Here is a 16,071-nt window from a genome sequence, read left to right as displayed (position 1 = left end):
CTGCCCCCGGCCCCGCCCTGGTCCCCGTGCGCTCAGCGCAGGCGGTACACCCGGTCCTTGAGGGTGTCGACCACCTCGCGGTCCCGGCGCAGCTCCTCCTGGTCCGCGCCGGCCATGAACAGCCGCAGCGGGCTGGACAGCAGGTCCACCGTCGGCCGGATGCGCCGGCCGGGCGCGGAGCGGACCACCACCGAGTGCACGGTGGGCAGTGCCGCGATCCGGTCCACGACGGACTCGTCGACCGAGTCGACGACCCCGTCCAGCGCGGTCGGGCTCTCGTAGACCGCCGCGGCCAGCCGCGGCCGGTAGACCCGCCCGCCGAGGCGGCGGGCGAAGTCCTCGGGCTCCAGCAGCGCGCGGGCGACCAGGGCCGCCGGGTTGGTGCCGAGCACGTGGTCGTAGAAGTCGGGCTGCATGGCGCCGTTGAACCGGGCGCCGATCTCCACCAGCGCCGGCCCCTGCGGGGTCATGATGACCTCGGCGTGCGAGGCGCCGTGCCGGATGCCGAGCGCGTCCAGCACCCGGCGCACGTACGCGACGAGGGCGGGCACCGGCTCCGCGTCCGGGTCGCGCAGGACGTCCCGGTCGTAGATCTTCCGGCCGCCGTCCACGACGTTCTTCTCGTACTCCCACACGGCCGCGACGAAGCTGTGGCCGTCGGCGCTGACCGAGTCCACGCAGTACTCGGTGCCCGGCAGGAAGGACTGCACCAGCACCTCGGTGTTGCGCTCGGCGAACATCGAGGTGCCGGCCAGCACCCGGTGGGCCGCGGACTCCACCTCGGCCTCGTCGTGGCAGATGTAGACGTTGTCCGAGGAGGCGGAGGACAGCGGCTTGACGACCACCGGGTAGTCGGCGCGCGCCCGGGCCCAGCCGACCACCGCCTCCGCGGTGTCGGCCTTGAACTGCTCGGCGCAGCGGATGCCCGCGGCCCGCAGCGCCTCGATCATCCGGAACTTGTCACGCCGGGCCGCCGACAGCGCGGTGCCGTTGCCGGGCAGGCCGAGCCGCTCGGCGAGTGCGTCGGCCAGCGGGACGCCCGGCTCCTGCCCGGCGACGACGGCGACCGGCGCGAGCGCGGCCAGCCGGGCGACGGTCGCCTCGAAGGCGGAGGCGTCCGGGCAGACCAGGCTCTCCCGGTAGTCCTCGGCGCGGGGCGGGATCATGGCGGGCCTGGGCTCGGCAGTGCTGAGGACGTGGACGGCCGGGTGGCCCGCGGCGGCGAAGGCGCTCACCAGGGCCGAGGCGTTGGAGTAGCCGTCCACGATCACGACGGGCCGGTCGGAGGGCACGGGGTGGGCGGCGCGCGGCGCCGGCGCGGTAGACGTGGTCAACGTGGGGTCGCTTTCTGGGAGTTCTGCCGGGAGGTGGCGCCGTGGTGCGGCACGTTCCCCGAACGGTCGAGGGCGGGGCTGGGCGGTCGAGGGCGGGGTGGGGCGGTCGACGGCGGGGCGGTCGAGGGCGGGGCGGGCGGGGAACAGGTCGGGCGGAGGGCGGGGCCGGTCAGCGGGCCAGCGCGGCGCGCCCGGCGAGCACCTTGCGGAAGGCCGCGGCGAGGTCGCGCACGTCGGACTCGTCGCCCAGCAGCGCGGCGTGGTGGAAGGTCAGGAAGCCGGCCGCCACCCGGCGGCTGACCGGCAGGTCGTAGCGGCCCGGGTCGAGCCGCTTCAGGTGGTCCGGGCCGAGGTCGAAGCGGCGCCTGGTGGCCGGGGCGTACAGCGGGCTCTCGTACAGCGGCCGGTACACCGGCCTGACGTGCAGGCCGAGTTCGGCGGTCAGGGCCTCGGCGACCAGGCCCGCGGGCAGGCCCCGGAACTCCTGCTCGGGCAGGCCGACCGCGTAGCCGAAGTACGTCCGGTCGGTGGTGCCGGGCGCGCTCGTCTGGGGGCGGAAGCCGTCCGCCGCGAGCAGCGCGTCGAGCCGCTCGGCGTTGGCCCGGCGGGCGGCGTTCTGGGCGTCCAGCTCCCGCAACTGCGCCACCAGCAGGGCGGACTGGAACTCGGACAGGCAGCGGTTGCTGCCCATCAGCTCGCCCGTCTCCACCAGCTCCGGCAGACCGACCGGTGGCGGTGCGGCGGCCCGGGTCCGGCCGTCGGCCCGCAGGTGCGCGATCCGGCGGGCGAGGGCCGGGTCGTCGGTGACGGCGGCCCCGCCCTCGCCGCTGGTGAGCACCTTGGTGTGGTGCATGCTGAACGTCCCGACGTCGCCCAGCGTGCCGGCCCGGCGGCCGCGGTAGACCGCGCCGTGGGCCTGGGCGGCGTCCTCGATCAGCGCCAGCCCGTGCCGGTCCGCGACCGCCCGCAGGCCGTCCAGGTCCGCCACCGCCGAGTACAGGTGCACCACGACGACGGCCCGGGTCGCGGGGGTGACGGCCGCCTCGACGGCCGCCGGGTCCAGGCACAGCGTGTCCGGGTCGACGTCGGCGAAGACCGGCACGGCGTTGACGCCGGCCACCGTCGAGGCCGAGGCGGCCCAGGACACGGCAGGGACGATCACCTCGTCGCCCGCGCCGACCCCGCAGGCCTCCAGGGCCGTCATCAGGGCCGCCGTGCCGCTGGCGGTGGGGACGCAGTGGGCCGCGCCCAGGTATCCGGCGAACGCGGCGGCGAAGCGCTCCTCCTGGGTCGGGGCCCCCAGGTACGGGCTGGCGATCGACCAGCGGCCGGAGTCCAGCACCTCGTTCAGCGCGGCCCGCGCGCCGGCCGCCGGGCGGGGCCAGCGCGGCCAGGCCCGGCCGGTCCGGACGGGTGCGCCGCCGTGGACGGCCAGTGCCGTGCTCATGCGCGCACCTCGCCGGGCCCGGCGGGGGCCGCCGCCCCGGCGCACCTCGCGGTGCCGAACTGGTCTCGCTCGCGCATGGGACGTCCTCCTGAGGGGGGTGCGGGGTGGGTGCCGCCGGGGCCGGCGGCACCGGACGGGCCGGGCCGGTGGGCGCCGACCCGGGCCGGAGCCGGCCGGCGCCGGTTCAGAGCAGGCCGCGGACGGTCCCGCCGTCCACGCCCCAGACGGAGCCGGTGACGAAGGACGCGGCCTCGGAGGCCAGGAAGGCGATCACCCGGGCCACCTCCTCCGGCGTGCCCATCCGGCCGAGCGGCAGCTGGCGCTTGCTCAGCTCGTGTTCGACGGCGGCCTTGGCGTCGCGGCCGTGGACGCTGCCGAGGGTGTCGGCGAAGCCGCCGGGGCGGGTCCACAGCGGGGTCCAGACCGGGCCCGGCGCGACGGCGTTGACCCGGACGGCCGGGCCCTCGGACAGGGCCAGGCTCTTGGTCAGGCTGAGCAACGCGACCTTGGAGACCTGGTAGTCGGCGGGCCCGGCCTCCGGCTGGCGGGCCAGGTCGGAGGCGTTGGTGACGATGCTGCCCCGGCCGCGCCGGCGCATCCCGGGCAGCACCAGCCGGGCGGCCCGGACGGCGCTCAGGAAGTTGAGCTCGAAGGTGTCCAGCCAGTCCTGGTCCGAGAGCTCGTCGAAGGTCCGGGCGTAGCACTGGCCGACGTTGTTGACCAGGACGTCCACCCGGCCGCCGAGGCCGTCCAGGGCCGCGCCGACGGCGTCGGCCACGCCGCCGGCGGTGGCGAGGTCCCCGGTCACCGTCAGGACGGCGGGTACGCCGTCCGCCCCGCCCAGCTCGGCCGCGAGCTGCTTCAGCCGGTCCTCGTCGCGGTCGACCAGGGCGAGCCGGGCGCCCTCGGCGGCGAACAGCCGGGCCGTCTCGGCGCCGATGCCGCTCGCGGCGCCGGTGATCAGGGCGTGCTGCCCGTCGAGTCCGAGCCTCATCCGACCCCCACCTCCGTGCTGATCAGCCGGAGGCGGTCCGAGACACCGGTGTTGGCCACGGTGACGGCGTACCCGGGGGGTACGGCCACCGACAGCCCGGCCGAGCCGACGGTGGGCACGCCGTCCACCGAGATCACGGCGCTGCCCTCCAGGACGTGCAGCACGATGCTGCGCCCGGCCGGCACCCGCTCCTCCAGCCGGCCCGAGGCCGGCACCTCCAGCAGCCGGAACCGGTGCCAGTCCCCGGTGAAGTACGGGGTGAGGTCGACCTCGGCGGCCAGGCCGGTGCCGGCCGGGGCGAGCAGGTCGGGGACGTGGATCCGGCCGGGGGCGGCGGCGGGGCCCTCGCCGGGGAAGACCTCGGTCACGAAGAAGTGCATGTCCTCGGTGCCGCGGTTGGCGATCGAGTGGGCGGAGCCGATCGGGGTGGTGACGAGGTCGCCGGCGGCCACCTCGATCTCGACCCCGTCCATGGTGACCACGGCCCGGCCGGAGACGATGTAGTAGATCTCCTCGGTGCGCAGGTGCACGTGCTCGCCGACCGAGCCGCCCGGCTCGATCACCACGTACTCGACGCAGTTCCACTCGCCTTCCAGGTGCATGCCGTTCATCAGCATCTTCCAGCGGCACACCCCCTCGCCGCCGACCTGCGCCCGGGTGACGGCGGGTCCGGAGACGTCGTTGGTGATGGGGCCGAAGGGGCGGCGCTCGCCGCGGACGACGGTGGCCATCAGGCGCTCACCAGCTCGGCGCGGCGGGCCAGCACGGAGTCGATGCCGATCCGGACCACGGCCTCCTCGACCTGGGTGATCTGGGCGCCGCCGGGGCGGTGCGGGCGGCCCAGGCCCTCCAGGAGGATCAGGTCGCAGCTGCCGTCGCGGTGCGGCAGGTAGCCGCGCTTGTTGTCGAGCCGCACGACGCCCAGCAGCGCGTCGGTCTCCAGCCCCGCGGGCAGCGCGGTGGGCGCGCCGTTGAGTTCCAGCAGGCGGCGGTGGGCCGCCTCGTCGGCGCGGTCGAGCAGCCCCAGCTCGCGGGAGACGCGGGCGGCGGCGAGCATGCCGACGCCGATGGCGAAGCCGTGCCGCAGCCGGCCGTCCGTCAGCAGCTCGGCCGCGTGGCCGACGGTGTGCCCGTACTCCAGGGCCAGGGCCCCGTGCTTCTCGGTCGGGTCGTCGTGCATCACCGAGGTCTTGGCGTCCACGCACAGGTCGATGAACGAGGTGATCACGTCGGGGGAGTAGCGGCCGTCCGGGCGCAGCAGCGCGGCGACCTCGTCGTACCGCTCCGGCACGATGGCCAGCACGTTCTTGATCATCTCGCAGAGCGCGGACTGGGTCTCCGCGGCCGGCAGCGACTCCAGGAAGTCCAGGTGGTTCCAGACCAGCACGGGGGCGTGGAAGGTGCCCAGGTGGTTCTTGCCGCAGCGGGAGTTGACCGCCTGCTTCAGCGAGAGCACCGAGTCGGACATGCCCAGCAGGGTGGTCGGCATGTGCACCAGCCGGATCCCGCGGAAGATCAGCGCCGCCAGCAGGCCGGCGATGTTCCCGACCACGCCGCCGCCGAGGGCCACCACGACCGAGCGCCGGGTGATGCCGCTGCGCAGCGCCTGCTCGGCGAGGCGGTCCAGGGTGGTGAGGCTCTTCTCGGTCTCGTCGGCGGCGGCGCTCAGGACGACGGTGGGGGCGAGCAGGGACAGCTGCCGCTCGGTCTCGGCGACGACGTGGGCGGGCAGGCCGGCGTCCGCGACGACCACGAAGCGGTCGGCGTCCAGCCGGGCGAAGCGGGTGCGCAGGTCGAGCCAGGCGGTGCGTCCGTGCCGGACGTGGAAGTCGTAGCGGACGTCGCCGAAGCGCACCTCGCGGTCGAGGCCGGCGGTCGGGGCGGTCGGGGCGGTCATGACGCTCATGGGTTCTCCCTCACGGAGACGGGGCGGTGGGTGTCGGTCGGGTGCGGGGCCGGGTGCGGCCCGCGCGGGAAGAGGGCGTCGACGAAGCCGTTGCGGAACTTGCCGTCGGGGTCGAGCCGGTGGGCCAGCGCCGCGAAGTCGGCGGCCCGCCGGTAGCCGGCGGCGGTCGCGGCCGGGGCGGCGGCGGTGAGCTTGCCCCAGTGCGGCCGGGCGCCCAGCGGCATCAGCCGCCGCTCCACGGCCTCCAGGACGGGCCGGACGACGGGCAGGTCCCGCACCCAGGTGAAGTGGAAGGTCGCCGAGTCGCGCCGGTAGGCGGGGCTCAGCCACAGGTCGTCCGCGCGGACCGTCCGCAGTTCGGCGACGTGCAGCACCGGGGCGACCAGCTCGCCGAGTTCGCGCACCGCGGCGATCGCGGCCGGGGCGGCCTCCCGCGGCAGGTAGTACTCGGACTGCAGTTCGGCGCCGGCGCCCGGGGTCAGGTCCGGCCGGAAGTGCGGCAGGCGTTCGTGCCAGGGCCCGGCGACGCCCAGCTGCGGCGTGCTGGAGCCGGCCGGCATGCCGGGGACGGGGTGCATCGGGCGGTCCGCCGGGCGGCCGCCGCTCCAGGTGCCGGCGGGGCGGTCGACGCGGTGCTTGAGCCAGACGTCGGCCCGGCCGCTGCGCCAGTCGGTGAATGCGCTGACGCTGTAGGCGGCGCCGAACACCTCGTCGTAGCGGTCGGCGACCTCCTCCAGCGGCACGTCGACCCGCACCCGCTGGGCGACCCGGTAGGCCGGTTCGACGGCCAGGGTCAGCCGGGTGACGACGCCGAGCGCGCCGAGCGCGACCACCGCGCCGGGGAAGACCTCCGGGTCGTCGGCCCGGCTGAGCCGGACGGTCCCGCCGTCGGGGCCGACCAGTTCCAGTGCGGTGACGGCGCCGGACAGGCACTGCTGCCCGTCGCCGGAGCCGTGCGTGCCGGTGGCGACGGAGCCCGCCACCGAGATGTGCGGCAGCGAGGCCAGGTTCGCCAGGGCCAGGCCGGAGCGGTGCAGGGCGGCCGCGACGTCGCCGTAGCGCAGGCCGGCCGCCACGGTCGCCGTCGACCGGTCGGGGGCGACGACGACCTCGGGCGGGAGGCCGTCCAGCACCACCTGGTCGTCGACGGTGTCGGCGACCAGGCTGAAGGAGTGGCCGCTGCCCAGGGCGCGGATCCGGGCGGTCCGTGCCACCAGACGGCGCAACTCCTCGACGCTGCAGGGGCGGTGGAGCCGCTTGCGGGCGTAGACGACGTTCCCGGCCCAGTTCGCGGCCGGTTCCCGGGCGCTCACCGGGCACGCTCCGCGCGGCCCGCGCCCGCCGGGGACGCGCCGCTGAGGCCCGCGCCCACCGGGGGCGCCTGGGTGGGCGGCGCCAGCTCGTCGACGGTGACGAAGCGGTAGCCGCGCCCGTGCAGCCCCTCGATGATGGCGGGCAGCGCGTCCACGGTCTGGGTGCGGTCGCCGCCGCCGTCGTGCAGCAGCACGATGGAGCCCGGCCGGGCCTGCTCCAGCACCAGGGCGGAGATCGCCTCGGCGCCCGGCATGGTCCAGTCGTCGGGGGCGACGTCCCAGAGCGCGATCCGCGCGAAGGTCTCCTCCAGCCAGCCCAGCACCTCGGGCGTCCGCGCCCCGTACGGGGGGCGGAACAGGGTGGGGGCCGGGCCGCCGGAGGCCGTGGCGATGGCCTCGTCGGTGCGCTCCAGCTGCTCGACGAGCTGCGCGCGGGTCAGCTCGGGCAGGAACGGGTGCGACCAGGTGTGGTTGCCGATCCGGTGGCCCTGCTCGCGCATCCGGACCAGCAGGTCGGGGTGCGCGCCCGCGTTCATGCCGACGCAGAAGAACGTCGCGGGGACGCCGTAGCGCTCCAGCACGTCGAGGATCCGGTCGGTGTAGGGCGGCAGCGGGCCGTCGTCGAAGGTCAGCGCGACCTCGCGGCGTCCGGGCCCGCCGTGGCTGATCAGGCGTCCGGCCCGGGTGAGGGCGGCCACTTCGGCGGTGGTGGAGGCGATCCAGGCCTCCAGCTCGCCCTCCCGGCCGGTCTGGGTGCCGCGCCGGCGCTCCAGCGGGACGAGTGCGGAGGGCCGCAGCCGTGCGGTGCGGGCCAGTTCCCCGGCGCCGACCGAGCTGAACGGCGGGCGCGCGGGCAGGGCGTGGGCGTCGATCCGGTGCACGGTGATCCCGGCGGCCATCAGGCGGCCGTCGAGGATCCCGTTGGTGCTCTCCACCACGGTGACCAGCGGCCCGTCGAGGCCGCGCAGGTGGCGGATCAGTTCCTCGGTGCGCGCCGGTGCGAAGTGCAGCGGCGCCGCTGCGAGGCCGTCCTGGTCGACGGTGTGGACGTGGTACCCCTCGGCGCTCCAGGAGACTCCCGAGTAGAACATCCGAGTTCCTTCCTTGGGTGGTCCGGTGGTCCGGTCACGCGGGCTTGCGGTACTCCGTGAAGTGCCGCTCCGCGAAGAGCTCCGGCCGCGTCCCGCGGTCGAGCTCCAACTCGCGTGCCCGGCGCAGCATGTGGCGCCAGTACGGCTTCACCGGCGGCCACAGGGCGCCGGTCTGGCAGTACGACGCGTCGACGAAGTAGCGCTCCTTGCCGGGGTGGTGCGGGTTCGGCCGGCGGGCGTGGAACAGCGCCGAGTGCAGCACCACCGTGGAGCCGGGCGGGAGTTCGTCGACGACGACCTCGCCGGGCAGCACCCCGGTGTCCAGGTGGGCGAGGGCGGTCTTGGGCGCGGCCCGGTGGTGCGAGCCGGGCAGTACGACCAGGGCCGAGGTCTCGCGGTCGAGCCCGTCGAGGTAGTGCAGGGTGTGCACCATGCCGTACGCGCGGTCCGAGGCGAGGGCCTGCTCGTAGTCGTGGTGCCACTGCTTGCCGGCCAGGCCGGGGGCCTGGCGGTCGCTGTGCAGGTGGTGGAAGACGAAGGACGGGCCGAGCAGCCGGTCGAGCACGGCCAGCAGCGGCGGGTGACCGATCAGTTCGCCGTGGGCCGGCAGTTCGAGTTCCAGCACGGGCGGGTCGCCGTGCACCGCGGGTTGGAGGCAGCAGGCGATGGAGCGGGCCCGCAGGCCCTCGTCGACCCAGCGGTCGACCTCCGGTCTGAGCCGGTCCACCAGGTCTGCGGGGAGGAACGAGGGGAGGATCAGGTAGCCCTGTTCCGCGAACCGGTCGAGCTGTTCGGGGCTCAGCGGCGCCGTGGCGTCGAGTGGGGTCGCGGTGGCGTCGAGGCGGGTCGGGTAGTGGAGCGACACGTGCGTTGACTCCGTTCGGCTGGTTCGGACGAGCGGGCGTGGGGGCCGCTTACGGCCAGTCGATGCCGTTGCCCGGGGTGTTGATCCCGGGGCCGTGGGTGCCGCCGGTGGCGGTGGGCGTCGGGGTGGCGGTGGGAGTGGCGCCGGACGGCCCGGTGGGCCAGTCGATGCCGTTGTCCGGGCCGCTGGCGGCGCTGGTGCGGGTCGGCGGGGCCGGCCAGTCGATGCCGTTGCCGGGACCGTTCAGGCCGGCCACGGCGGCGAGGCCGAGGACGGCGAACAGGGCGGCGGCGGTCAGCCGGGTGCGAGCACGCATGGGTCACTCCAGGACATGGGTGTGTGTGGGGGGTGTTGCCGGTGGCAACTCGTGGTGTCTGCCGTTGCCAGCGAGGCCAACTTAGTCAGGCCGTCCGAGCCTTGGCAATAGGTTGCCTCAAGTTGGCAAGTCTAGACCAACTGACGTAGCCTAGGTTTGCCCATCTGTCCCGATTTCCACTACGCTGCGGTGCTGTCATCAGCTCTCGCCCGCCATCGGATGCTGAATTCAGGCGGCTTCGCACTCGCTGAGCAGCACCTGAATGCGGGCCTCCGGACATCAGGGACTCACATTGATGGAACAGCCTCTTTTCGGGCGCCGACTGAAGGAATTGCGCGCCAAGCGCGGCCTCTCCCAGGCGGCACTGGCCGGCGAGGAGATCTCCACCGGATACCTCTCGAGACTGGAGTCGGGGCTGCGGCAGCCGACCGACCGGGTGGTGGGTTACCTCGCCGGGAAACTCGACGTGGACCGGTCCGCCTTCGACCTGCCGCCGTCGGGCAACTCGCTTGCCCAGGCGCTGAGCATCGCCACCTCGATGGAGGGCGACGAGGCCGTCGAGGGGCTCATCACCGCCCTCGAGTCCGGCGACGAGCAGGACCCGCTGCAGCGCTGGCAGGCGCTCTGGCTGGTCGCCCGGCACTGGCGCACCCTCGGCGACCGCCCCCGGGAGCTGGCCTGCCTGCAGGAGCTCGCCGCGATCGGCGGCGAGCTGGCGCTCCCCGAGCTGCAGTGCCGGGCGTGGACCCAGCTGGCCCGATTCGAGCGCTCCGCCGGCGAGATCGACGAGGCCATCGGGCACGCGGCCGGCGCGCACCGCCTGGCCAAGGAGTCCGGGCTGTCCGTGCTCACCGTGGCCGGGGCCCTGCTGGCCCTGGTCTCCGCGGAGGCCGAGGCGGGCCGGCTGCCGGACGCGCGGGCGCACGTGGACGAGCTGCTCGGCCTGGTCGGGGACCGCACCGACGCGCTGCGCGCCGAGGCGCTCTGGGCGGCCGCCACCGTGCGCTACCGCCAGGGCGACCACGAGGGCGCGATCGAGCACCTGGAGCGGGCCATCGAATGGCTGGACAGCCGGGTGGACCTCACCCTCTGGATGCGGCTGCGCCTGGCCGGCGCGTCCCTCGCGCTGCAGCTGACGCCGCCGCGCACCGAGCTGGCCCGGGCCAGGATGGCGGAGGCCGAGTCGGCGCTCGCGCTGGTCGGCACCCCGATGCTGCGCCAGGAGTTCCGCACGCTGCAGGCCTACCTGGCCTTCGAGGAGGGCCGCCACGCCGACGCGCGGGCCGCCCACGACGAGCTGTTCCGGGGCGACCTGCGGCTGACCTACCGGGACCAGATCCGGCTGAGCATCATGAACAGCCGGCTGCTGATCATCGAGGGCCGGCGGAGCGAGGGCATCAAGCAGCTGAAGGAGCTGGCCGAACAGGCCCGGCAGGCCTCCAACATCGATCTCGCGGCCGAGGTCTGGCGCATTCTGGCGGAGATCCTGGAGGAGGGTCCGGCCTGAGACACTTTTCTTGTCACGTCGTTGCCTGAGAGTTGCCTACTCTGGCACAGTTGCTTCATGGCCCGCGGTCGCGACCCTCACTGCCCGCGGGCCTGACCCCGGCAACTGAAAGGAGACCCAGGCCGTGACAAGACGTGCCAACGGGCACCACCAGGCAGCAGCGCACCGGCCCGCCCCCCGGTCGGAGCGGACATGAGCGCCACCACCGCCGAACTGCGCCGTCGCACCGCCCGCTGGCTCTCGGTGGCCCGGCTGCTGCGCCACGTCCCACCCGGGACCCTCGCGGCGACCCTGCTGCTGAACGTGCTGCTCGGGATCCTGCCCGTCGGCTTCGTCGTGGCCATGAGCGTCCTGCTCCAGCGGGTGCCCGCCGCCGTCACCGGCGCCGCCCCGCACGCCTGGACCGCCGTCCTGACCGCCCTCGGGGTGGCCGCCCTCGCGCTCGCCCTGCAACAGGCCCTCGCCCCCTTCCAGGCCGCCGCGGGCGAACTGGTGATGCGTCACGTCGACCAGCGCTGCCGCGGCCTGCTGATGCACGCGGCCCTCACCGACGCCCCCGCGATGGCCCTCGACGACCCGCGCCTGCTCGACCGGCTCGACGCCGCCAGGACCGCCTTCGACCGTGAGTCCGCCTCCCCCGGCGACGCCGCCGCCGGCGCCCTCGCCCTGGTCGCCCGCTACACCCAGCTCACCGGCTCGGTGCTCCTCGTGGGCTTCGCGCTGTCCCCCGCCGCGGCCGTGGTGATCGGCCTGACCGCCCTGGTGATCCGCTTCGGCCAGCGCGGCTCGCTCGGCGCCTTCGGCGACTTCTACGACGGCATCACCGGCCACAAGCGCCGCGTCGGCTACCTGCGCACCCTCGCCTCGGGCACGCACGCCGCCAAGGAGATCCGGCTGCTCGGCCTGATCGGCTGGCTGCGCGACCGGTACGCGCGCGAGAACCTCGGCTACCTGACCACCATGTGGCAGGGACGGCGGCGCATCCTCGGCCGCCCCTTCGTCCTGCTGTCGGCCGTCGGCGTGGCCGGATCGGCCGCCACCGTCGCCATGCTCGCCGTCGCCGCGGTGGACCACGGCCTCGGCTTGCTGGAACTCGGCATCGCCCTGCAGGCCGTCCTCACCCTGATGCGCTTCGGCGTCTACTTCCCCGAGTGCGACGTCCAGACCCAGTACGGCGCCATCGCGCACCAGGCCCTGCTGGACTTCCGCGACGGCGCCCGCGCCCTGCCCGCCCTGACCCCCGGCGCCGACCGCCCGGCGGCCGGCCTGCCCGAACGCTCGATCCGCTTCCACGACGTCGGCTTCCGCTACGGCGCGGGCGGCCGCGCCGTCCTCGACGGCCTCGACCTGGAACTGCCCGCCGGCACCTCGACCGCACTGGTCGGCCTCAACGGCGCCGGCAAGACCACCCTCGTCAAGCTCCTCACCCGGATGTACGACCCGACCGCCGGCCGGATCACCGTCGACGGCCACGACCTCACCGACATCGCGCCCGAGGAGTGGCACCGGCGGCTCGCCGTCATCTTCCAGGACTACGTCCGCTACGAGCTGAGCGCCCGCGAGAACATCGCCCTGGGCGCACCCGGCTTCGCCGGCGACGAGGCCGACCTGCTCGCCGCCGCCCGCCGCGCCGGCGCCACCGAGGTCCTCGCCGCGCTCCCGCAGGGCCTGGACACCGTGCTCTCCCGCCAGTACCGCGACGGCCGCGACCTCTCCGGCGGCCAGTGGCAGCGGATCGGCCTCGCCCGCGCCATGTACGCCGTGCGCGCCGGCGCCTCGGTCATGGTCCTCGACGAGCCCACAGCCCAACTCGACGTCCGCGCCGAGGTCGAGTTCTACGACCGCTTCCTCGAGATGACCCGCGGGCTCACCACGCTGATCATCTCCCACCGCTTCTCGACCGTCCGCCGGGCCGACCAGATCGTCGTCCTGGAACACGGGAAGGTCGTCGAACGCGGCAGCCACGACGAACTGGTCGCCGCCGGCGGCCGGTACGCCACCCTGTTCCGCCTGCAGGCCGAGCGCTTCACCGACCAGGCCGAGCCGGCGGAACCCGACCTGCTGACGGACGCCGCCTCATGACCCACCTCGCCCGCACCATGCGCTGGCTGTTCGGACTCGCCTGGCGCACCGACCGCGGCCGGTTCCTCAAGGCCGCCACCCTGATCTCCCTCGGCCACCTGGCCGTCCCGCTGGGCGCGCTCGCCCTGCGGGCCTTCACCGACGACCTGCTCGACCACCGCCTCGCCCCCGCCCTGCTGCTGGCCGGTGTCATCGCGGCGGCCCTGGTGGCCGAGCTGATGATGGGGCACTTCGCCCACCTCCACTACTTCGAGCTCGGCGAGCAGGCCGAGGGCGAGGTCACCTCCGAACTGATGGCCCTCGCCAACGGCACGCCCGGGATCGAGCACCTGGACAGCTCCGAGTTCGCCGACACCGTCGAGCTGGTCCGGGAGGAGGTCCAGCGGATGCGGGCCTACGTCGAGGCCCTGCTGCAGATCGTGGCCCTCGTCGTGCAACTGGCCATCACCACGGCCGTCCTCGGCTCGCTGGAACCCTGGCTGCTGCTCCTCCCGCTCGCCGCCCTGCCCCCGGTGCTGACCGGCCGGTCCGCACAGCGCCGCATCGACCGCTCGCGCACCGCCGCCGCCGAACAGAACCGCCGCGCCCGCCACCTGCTGCACACCGCGACCACCGCCAGGTCGGCCAAGGAGGCCCGGCTGTTCGGGACGGAGTCCGCGCTGGTCCGCCTGCACGACCGCAGCTGGGAGCAGGCCGCCGGGCGGCTCTGGCGCGGCCAGCTGTCCGCCGCCGCGTTCCGGGCGCTCGGCCAGCTCGCCTTCGCCGCGGCCTGTTGCGGGGCGGTCTACCTGGTCATCCGGCAGGCCGTCCGCGGCCGGCTGACGATCGGTGACGTCGTCCTGGTGATCACCCTGGCCGTCCAGGTCAACGGCCAGGTGGCCGCCGCCCTGAGCACCCTGTCGACGCTCCAGGCGGCCGGGCACACCGTCCAGCGGCTGCTCGGCCTGCGGGCCTGGCCCGCCCGGCAGGCCGGCACCGCCACCGCGGGCGGGGCCGCGCCGGGAGCCGGCCCCGCGGCCGCCGCGCCGGCCGGGAGCGTCCCGTTGCGGCTGAGCCGCGGCATCCGGCTGGAGGGCGTCGGCTTCAGCTACCCCGGGACCGACCGCCCCGTCCTGCGCGGTGTCGACCTCGACCTGCCGGCCGGGAGCACGGTGGCACTGGTCGGCGAGAACGGCGCCGGCAAGAGCACGCTGGTCAAGCTGCTCTGCGGGCTCTACCAGCCGACCTCGGGGCGGATCCTGGTCGACGGCGTGGACCTGCGCGACGCACCGCCGCAGGAGTGGCAGGCCCGGGTCTCCACGCTGTTCCAGGACTTCGCCCGGTTCGAGCTCACCCTGCGGGAGAACGTCGGCGTCGGCGACCTCGCCCGGATCGACGCGGACGAGATCCTCGTCGCCGCGCTCGAACAGGCCGGTGCCGGGCCGGTCCTGCCCCGGGTCCCCGGCGGCCTGGACGGTCCGCTCGGACGCGGCTACGTGGACGGCGCCGAACTGTCCGGCGGCCAGTGGCAGAGTCTCGGCCTGGCCCGCTCCGCGCTGCGGGACGAACCGCTGCTGCTGATCCTGGACGAGCCGGCCGCCGCGCTGGACGCCGCCGCGGAGCACCGCGTCTTCGAGCGCTACGCGGGCTCCGCCGAGCAGGTGGGCCGGCACGGCGGTGTCACGCTCTTCGTCTCGCACCGCTTCTCCACCGTCCGGATGGCCGACCGGATCGTCGTGCTGGACGGCGGCACCGTCGCCGAGTGCGGCGACCACGTCGAGCTGGTGGCGCGCGGCGGACTCTACGCGGACCTGTTCGCGCTCCAGGCGCGCAGCTACAGCTGAGGGACGACCGCGGGGACGGACGACGGCGGTGCGGCAGGCCCTGGGCCCGCCGCACCGCCGTCGTCCGTCCGTACGCCCCGGTCCGTACGCCCTCGTCCGCGCACCGTCGTCCGGGTGTTCTCGTCCGGGCGTCGGGCCCGGTCACGCCTCGGGGCCGTGGACCGCTCGGCAGCGGTCCACGGCCCCGGAGAGGCGGGCCCGAACAGGCGGGCCGGGTCAGGCGGTCAGCCGGCCACCGCCGCGGCGCCAGCCAGGACGGCGTCCCGCACCAGCGGACGGAGCAGCGCGCCGACCGCCGGCAGCAGCCGGTCCGGCACCACCCGGCGGACGGCGCCCGGGCCGAGGGTCGCCAGCGCCGCGCCGGCCAGCGGGCGGTCCGGGTCGATGCCCGCGCCGCGCCCCGGGTCCACCTCCGCGGTGATGACGCCGAGCAGGAACGAGACGATCCAGACCTCGGTGAGCACCACCTCGCTCACCCGGTCGGTCAGCAGCTCGCTCTCCGGGCGCCGGCCCAGCGACTCCCGCAGCTCGGCCGTCAACCGGTCCACGGTGACGCCGCGCTCCAGCAGGGCCTCGCGCGCCGAGGTCCGCACCCGCCCGTCCACCGTGGAGTCGTCCGGCACGCAGGCGTCCGAGTACTGGCCCCAGAAGTCGTAGTACGGGACGGTCTCCAGGCCGGTGAGCAGCGAGTACGGGCCGCCCGCCGGGAGGGCCGCGCCGACCGGGGCCAGGCAGGCGGCGGAACGGCGGCCGTGCACGTTGTTGCCGACCAGGCTGACGTCGTTGTGGTGGTCGACCAGGTTGGCCACCGGGATCAGCGTCCGGGTGCCCCGGTCCGCCAGGTAGTTCAGCAGCGCCAGGTCGTCCGGGTGCCCGCTGTCGGCCTTGGTCCGGACGAACTCGCCGAAGCCCAGCGCCACGTCGGCGGGCAGGACCAGCGCGACCGAGGGCACGTAGTCGTCGACGGCGGGCGCCAGGTCGTGCCCGAGCAGCGCGGCGATCCGGACCGCGTACGAGGTGCGCGAACCCCACTCGGTGAACAGGCACAGGGCGGCGTCCGGTTCGGCCTCGATCAGCGGGAGCAGGCGGTCGAGGAGGTCCTCGACCGGCAGGGCGTCGTCCTGGAGCACCAGGTGGTGGGTGGCCCCGGGGCGGACCGACTCCCAGGCCACCCGGGCGCTGCGCAGCGCCGAGGGCGGGCCGTCGGGCTCCGGGTCGAGCGCGATGGTGAGGTCCAGGCCGGGGAAGCGCTCGACCAGGGCGTGGGCGGCCGCGGCCCGCCGGGGGTGGGTCATCACGGCGGCGGAGAGCCGGATCGGGGGCGGGGTCATGTCTCGTCTCCTCGTCTTCGGTGTCTTCTGGTGTCTGCTGGTGCCGGCGGTGGCGCCGGCGT

13 protein-coding genes are annotated in these 16,071 nt (G+C 75.1%); 3 read left to right on the top strand and 10 right to left on the bottom strand.

Annotated features, from left to right (window positions below):
• Positions 1-32: 32 nt before the first annotated feature.
• The 9 genes from ACIA8Q_RS14800 to ACIA8Q_RS14760 all read right to left on the bottom strand — a co-directional run bounded on the left by ACIA8Q_RS14800 (position 33) and on the right by ACIA8Q_RS14760 (position 9,266).
• Positions 33-1,334, bottom strand: coding sequence for an ATP-grasp domain-containing protein (locus tag ACIA8Q_RS14800; RefSeq protein ID WP_360217876.1), 1,302 nt, complete (start codon positions 1,332-1,334; stop codon positions 33-35).
• 169 nt (positions 1,335-1,503) lie between these two features.
• Positions 1,504-2,781: a DegT/DnrJ/EryC1/StrS family aminotransferase gene (locus tag ACIA8Q_RS14795; protein ID WP_360217873.1), complete on the bottom strand. Its 1,278-nt coding sequence runs from the start codon at positions 2,779-2,781 to the stop codon at positions 1,504-1,506.
• A 184-nt stretch (positions 2,782-2,965) separates the two neighbouring features.
• Positions 2,966-3,775 carry an SDR family oxidoreductase gene (locus ACIA8Q_RS14790; protein WP_360217870.1) on the bottom strand — a complete coding sequence of 270 codons (810 nt, stop codon included), beginning with the start codon at positions 3,773-3,775 and terminating at the stop codon, positions 2,966-2,968.
• Positions 3,772-4,506: a cupin domain-containing protein gene (locus ACIA8Q_RS14785; RefSeq protein ID WP_360217867.1), complete on the bottom strand. Its 735-nt coding sequence runs from the start codon at positions 4,504-4,506 to the stop codon at positions 3,772-3,774. Before ACIA8Q_RS14785 ends, ACIA8Q_RS14790 begins: the two co-directional genes overlap by 4 nt.
• Entirely contained in the window at positions 4,506-5,681 is a 1,176-nt protein-coding gene (locus tag ACIA8Q_RS14780) for a 2-deoxy-scyllo-inosose synthase (protein WP_360217864.1), read from the bottom strand. The genes ACIA8Q_RS14785 and ACIA8Q_RS14780 overlap by 1 nt, the downstream gene beginning before the upstream one ends.
• Complete coding sequence (locus tag ACIA8Q_RS14775; protein ID WP_360217861.1) at positions 5,678-6,994, bottom strand: D-arabinono-1,4-lactone oxidase; 1,317 nt, start codon at positions 6,992-6,994, stop codon at positions 5,678-5,680. The genes ACIA8Q_RS14780 and ACIA8Q_RS14775 overlap by 4 nt, the downstream gene beginning before the upstream one ends.
• The gene (locus ACIA8Q_RS14770) at positions 6,991-8,085 is read right to left on the bottom strand and encodes a polysaccharide deacetylase family protein (RefSeq protein ID WP_396317251.1); all 1,095 of its coding nucleotides are present in this window, start codon (positions 8,083-8,085) and stop codon (positions 6,991-6,993) included. Before ACIA8Q_RS14770 ends, ACIA8Q_RS14775 begins: the two co-directional genes overlap by 4 nt.
• A 34-nt stretch (positions 8,086-8,119) precedes the next feature.
• The gene (locus tag ACIA8Q_RS14765) at positions 8,120-8,950 is read right to left on the bottom strand and encodes a phytanoyl-CoA dioxygenase family protein (protein WP_360217855.1); all 831 of its coding nucleotides are present in this window, start codon (positions 8,948-8,950) and stop codon (positions 8,120-8,122) included.
• Between the two features lie 49 nt (positions 8,951-8,999).
• Positions 9,000-9,266: a hypothetical protein gene (locus tag ACIA8Q_RS14760; RefSeq protein WP_396317250.1), complete on the bottom strand. Its 267-nt coding sequence runs from the start codon at positions 9,264-9,266 to the stop codon at positions 9,000-9,002.
• A 295-nt stretch (positions 9,267-9,561) separates the two neighbouring features.
• Between ACIA8Q_RS14760 and ACIA8Q_RS14755 the strand changes: the two genes are divergently transcribed.
• From ACIA8Q_RS14755 to ACIA8Q_RS14745, 3 genes are all read left to right on the top strand, one after another.
• On the top strand, positions 9,562-10,773 hold the full coding sequence (locus ACIA8Q_RS14755) for a helix-turn-helix domain-containing protein (protein ID WP_396317249.1): 1,212 nt from the start codon (positions 9,562-9,564) through the stop codon (positions 10,771-10,773).
• Positions 10,774-10,965: 192 nt separating this feature from the next.
• A complete protein-coding gene (locus ACIA8Q_RS14750; protein ID WP_396317248.1) occupies positions 10,966-12,855 on the top strand; it encodes an ABC transporter ATP-binding protein in 1,890 nt (629 codons plus the stop codon).
• Positions 12,852-14,678 carry an ABC transporter ATP-binding protein gene (locus ACIA8Q_RS14745; protein ID WP_396317247.1) on the top strand — a complete coding sequence of 609 codons (1,827 nt, stop codon included), beginning with the start codon at positions 12,852-12,854 and terminating at the stop codon, positions 14,676-14,678. Before ACIA8Q_RS14750 ends, ACIA8Q_RS14745 begins: the two co-directional genes overlap by 4 nt.
• Positions 14,679-14,902: 224 nt before the next feature.
• Here the strand turns inward: ACIA8Q_RS14745 and ACIA8Q_RS14740 are convergent, their stop codons facing one another.
• Positions 14,903-16,009, bottom strand: coding sequence for a hypothetical protein (locus ACIA8Q_RS14740; protein WP_360217840.1), 1,107 nt, complete (start codon positions 16,007-16,009; stop codon positions 14,903-14,905).
• Positions 16,010-16,071 lie beyond the last annotated feature (62 nt).

Source organism: Kitasatospora sp. NPDC051705 (assembly GCF_044453265.1).
Taxonomy (GTDB): domain Bacteria; phylum Actinomycetota; class Actinomycetes; order Streptomycetales; family Streptomycetaceae; genus Kitasatospora.
This window is presented reverse-complemented; position numbering and strand designations above follow the sequence as displayed.